Consider the following 4523-nt stretch of genomic DNA (forward strand, 5'->3'; position numbering starts at 1 on the left):
TGCACTCTCGGTGACGCACTGCTTCCTGCCGCCGCATCCTGGCCCAACCGCGATCGCCACCATCTTTGGCGCGAACCTTGGCACCACACTGCTGTACGGCATGATCATCACCATTCCGACGGTGATCGTGGCCGGTCCGATCTTCTCGAAATTCCTCAAGAGCTTTGAGAAGTCACCGCCAGAAGGCTTGTACAACCCGAAAATTTTCACCGAAGAAGAGATGCCAGGTTTCGGTATCAGTATCTTTGCCGCCATCATCCCGGTGGTGCTGATGGCGATTGCGGCGGTATTTGAGCTGACCACGCCCAAAGAGAACCCGCTGCGTCAGTTCTTTGAGTTCATCGGTAACCCGGCGGTGGCGCTGTTTATTGCCGTGGTGATTGCGGTGCTGACGCTGGGTCTGCGCAACGGCCGCAAGATGGAAGAAGTGATGGATATGTGCGGTGAGTCGATTGCCGCCATCGCCATGATCGTCTTCATTATTGCCGGTGGTGGTGCGTTCAAGCAGGTGCTGGTGGACAGCGGCGTGGGCAACTATATCGCGGACATGATGAAAGGATCGTCACTGTCTCCGCTGCTGATGTGCTGGACGGTGGCAGCGATGCTGCGTATCGCGCTGGGATCGGCCACGGTTGCGGCGATCACCACCGCTGGGATCGTCACGCCGATCATCGCGGTGACGCATGCCGATCCGGCATTGATGGTGCTGGCGGTAGGTTCGGGCAGTGTGATCGCCTCACACGTTAACGATCCAGGCTTCTGGCTGTTTAAGGGCTACTTCAACCTCAGCGTGGTGGAGACCCTGAAAACCTGGACGGTGATGGAGACGCTGATCTCGATTCTCGGCCTGGCCGGTGTGCTGGCACTCAACGCCATCATTCACTGATGCAATCGGCTGCACAAGGACGTGCAGCCATTCAGTCGCGACGACGAATCCACGAAAATCGCGATTGATAGCCGCTGTCAAAATGGGTGTTGTAGCGATAGCTCGATCCCGACTCCGCCATGCAATAAGTACAGACGTTTAACACCTCGATCTGCTCGGCAGGAATGCCACGCTGTAGCAGCAACCCTCGCGCCAGATGCGGCAAATCAAACCACACGCCCTGATGATGCGCCCGCGCCTGCGGACGGATCGCTGCGCTATTGTGCGGTTGCTCGCTTGCCCACTGCAGCGCAGGCAAATCTGCGCGTTCTTGCATCTGCGTCACCAAATCTTTGCCCAGCTCATAACAGCACGGACCAATCGCCGGGCCGATGGCGACATGCAGCGTTTCGGTGCGGGCACCACGTTTGAGCAATCCGTCAATGGCACTGTTTAGCACTCCACTCAGCGTGCCTTTCAATCCGGCGTGCACTGCCGCCACCTGATGCTGCGCGCTATCAGCGAACAGTACCGGCAAACAGTCAGCGGTATACACCGCCACCGGCAGCTGGTTTTCCCCAATCACGCCATCGGACTCGCAGCTTTTCGGCGGCAGGTTTTGGGTTGCCAGTACCACCTGGGCGCTATGGCGCTGCTGGCCATAGGCGGCATCCGCGGGCACCGGTTGGCCTGCAGGCTGGAAGGCATAATCAAGCCACGACAGGGCATCAAGCAGCGTTGAACGCGGTCCGGCATGTGACATAAGTGTCTCCTTTGACAGGGCGGCAGCTTTCTTCTGCCCACAGCTTACGTTAACTGCTACATTTTTAAAGCTTTACACAAACTGACCATAATCACTTAAGGATGATCTGATGAAAAACACCTCTTTGCTGGCGGCGTCCGGCATTCTTGCGCTGCTGCTGACCGGGTGCGCGCAACCGGCCAAACAGCAGGCACAGCAGCAGCTCGGCCAGCAATCGGTATTGGCAGTGAACTGGTTCCAGCAGTCCGGTGAGTATCAGGCATTGAGTTGGCAGGCGTTTAACAGTGCGCGCATGGCGTTTGATGCTGCGCCATCGCTGGCGGGCAAGCCGAAAGCGGTGATCGTCGATCTCGATGAAACCATGATCGATAACAGTGCCTATAGCGCATGGCAGGCGAAAAACGGCCAGCCGTTCTCCGGCAAAACCTGGTCAGCCTGGACTCAGGCGCGTCAGGCCACTGCCGTGCCAGGCGCGGTGGAGTTCGCCAACTACGTCAACAGCCACGGCGGCACCCTGTTCTACGTCTCGAACCGCGACCAGAAGGATTACGCCGCCACGGTGGACAACCTTAACGAGCTGGGCTTCAGCGGCGTGAGCGATAAAACCGTGCGTCTTAGCACCGGGAACTCCAATAAACAGGCGCGCTTCGATGCGATTAAAAACGCCGGATATAACGTGGTGTTGTACGTGGGCGATAACCTGAATGACTTTGGTGGCGCGACCTGGCATCAGGGCAATGCACAGCGTCAGCAGTTCGTTAACCTTAATCATCAGCATTTTGGTACGCAGTTTATCGTGCTGCCTAACCCGCTGTACGGAGACTGGGAAAGCGGCATGGCGGAGAACTACAACAAACTGACGCCGGAACAGCAGCTGCAGGTACGTGAAGCGCGTATGAAAGCGTGGAACGGTAAATAATTCGTCAAGCGAATTAGCGCCTGTTGCGGCAGGCGCGGTGATTTTAATTCAGGGCCAGTGATATTTACTTTTCATCGTCATTATTATTCTCCTTATTATTTTCCTGATCTCTTGCTTAATTATAGGTAAGTGATTGGCGGAAAATATCGCCATTTTGCTATTTACCCAGTGAATGACTCCAATCATAAATTTTATAATTAAGATTTTTCTCAACTCAAATCATTCAATTCACCATACTAGTGCAAAGGCATGAAAAGACTGCGTGTATATTTTTGTCGATTCATTCCAGATGCATAATTTAATATTCAGATTAATTACATGATTCACATAACAAATGTTGTTTATTAATCAATTCTCTCGGCTTGCATTAAATTACTTTTAATCGACACTTCCTGACGTTTATTTTACAGGGAGTTCGATTTTGTTGTGTACGGAAATATTGATTGTGCAACCACAAGCATTAGCAGCTATAAACAATTTATGTGAGGAAGCTCTGCTTTCATACTCCATCGATCGTCTTAGCGGCGTTTAAAACCCTGTGACTTAGCCTGAAATCGATATTTCTGGACGTAGAGAGAAGATAATTGTGACGACACTTAAACCCTTATTAGCGAAAAATCGCAGTTGGGCATTACAGCGCCGCGAGCGTAATCCAGATTATTTCGAACAATATCTGCATCAGCAGAAACCCCATTCGCTGTGGATTGGTTGTTCGGACAGCCGCGTGCCTGCCGAGGTGCTGACCGGCTCGCATCCCGGCGAACTGTTTGTGCATCGCAACATCGCCAATATGGTGGTGACCGATGACGATAACCTGATGAGCGTGCTGCAATACGCGATTTTCTACCTCGGAGTGAAGCGCATTGTCCTGTGTGGCCACTACGGCTGCGGCGGCGTGCAGGCCGCGCTGGGGTTGCCCGCCAGCCCGCTGGCAAAAGAGGATTCGGCGCTGGCAAGACGCATCGCTGCGTTGCGCAGTAGCCTGCAACAAGGTCTGGTGGAATATCACGCCAGTGCTGAGGAAGAGGAGAGCAGTAAGCTCAACCGCTTAGTCGAAGCCAACGTCATCGCCCAGTTTGCTCAGTTAGTGGCGTGTGAGCCAGTGCGACAGGCCTGGCAAGCCGGGCAGGCGCTGGAAGTGTTTGGCTGCGTGTATGACCTGCAGTCGGGTCATTTGAAAGAGCTTACTCAGCAATCTGCAGAGGAATCGGTGCCATGAATCTGAACACGCTGCGTCAGGATATTCCCGCCGGTCTGGTGGTGTTTTTGGTGGCGCTGCCGCTGTGCCTTGGCATCGCGCAGGCCAGCGGTTTACCGCCGTTTGCCGGATTGCTCACCGGGGTGATCGGCGGCCTGCTGGTCACTTCACTGAGTCCCTCGCGTTTTGCCGTCAGCGGCCCGGCGGCAGGTTTGGTGACTATTGTGGTGGCCTCGATCCAGACGCTTGGCAGCTTCTCCGCTTTCCTCACCGCGCTGATTCTGGCGGGCATGTTGCAGTGCCTGCTTGGTTTGCTGCGAGCCGGTCGCTTCATTTCGCTGGTGCCGGGCAGTGTGATCAAAGGGATGCTGGCGGCGATCGGTATTTTGCTGATTATGCAGCAGATCCCGGTGGCCTTCGGTGCCGCAGGTGATGCTGAGCTGGTATCGCTGGTGAATGGCGAATTTCAGTTTTCGCTAAGCGCGATGCTGGTGGCGGGCATCGGTCTGCTGATTCTCTGGCTGTGGACCACGCCGATAGTGAAATCGGTCAAGCTGCTTGGCTGGATCCCGGGCCCACTGGTGGCCGTGTTGTTCGGCTGCATGGCGACGGTGTTTGGCGATCGCCTGTTCCCGAGCCTGGCGGAAGAGCTACCGCGCATTGCGTTACCGGCCTTTGATAGTATGTCAGCGCTGGCGGCGGAGCTGGAAACCCCTGACTGGCTGGCTTGGCAAAATCCTTCAGTCTGGGTGGTTGCCGTGACGCTGGCGCTGGTGGC

5 protein-coding genes are annotated in these 4523 nt (G+C 55.2%); 4 read left to right on the plus strand and 1 reads right to left on the minus strand.

Features of this window, described 5'->3' with window-relative positions:
* A partial coding sequence (locus H7A81_RS25955; protein ID WP_182059189.1) for a gluconate:H+ symporter occupies window positions 1-886 on the plus strand: 886 nt, incomplete at its 5' end.
* 31 nt (window positions 887-917) lie between these two features.
* Here the strand turns inward: H7A81_RS25955 and H7A81_RS25960 are convergent.
* Window positions 918-1628, minus strand: coding sequence for a polyphenol oxidase family protein (locus tag H7A81_RS25960; RefSeq protein WP_182059190.1), 711 nt, complete (start codon window positions 1626-1628; stop codon window positions 918-920).
* Between the two features lie 109 nt (window positions 1629-1737).
* Between H7A81_RS25960 and H7A81_RS25965 the strand changes: the two genes are divergently transcribed.
* The 3 genes from H7A81_RS25965 to H7A81_RS25975 all read left to right on the plus strand — a co-directional run.
* Window positions 1738-2547, plus strand: coding sequence for a 5'-nucleotidase, lipoprotein e(P4) family (locus H7A81_RS25965; protein ID WP_182059191.1), 810 nt, complete (start codon window positions 1738-1740; stop codon window positions 2545-2547).
* Window positions 2548-3127: 580 nt separating this feature from the next.
* Window positions 3128-3766, plus strand: coding sequence for a carbonic anhydrase (locus H7A81_RS25970; RefSeq protein WP_182059193.1), 639 nt, complete (start codon window positions 3128-3130; stop codon window positions 3764-3766).
* Window positions 3763-4523, plus strand: a 761-nt coding sequence (locus H7A81_RS25975; RefSeq protein WP_182059192.1) for a SulP family inorganic anion transporter, incomplete at its 3' end; no start/stop codon positions are given. The genes H7A81_RS25970 and H7A81_RS25975, both read left to right, overlap by 4 nt.

Origin of the sequence: Pantoea sp. ME81, assembly GCF_903970985.1 — a bacterium.
Lineage (GTDB): Bacteria > Pseudomonadota > Gammaproteobacteria > Enterobacterales > Enterobacteriaceae > Pantoea > Pantoea communis.

What these genes read in the sequence shown, in the direction of transcription:
- H7A81_RS25965 (WP_182059191.1), top strand. Translation starts at nt 1,738, where the DNA reads ATGAAAAACACCTCTTTGCTGGCGGCGTCCGGCATTCTTGCGCTGCTG.
- H7A81_RS25960 (WP_182059190.1), bottom strand. Translation starts at nt 1,628, where the DNA reads ATGTCACATGCCGGACCGCGTTCAACGCTGCTTGATGCCCTGTCGTGG.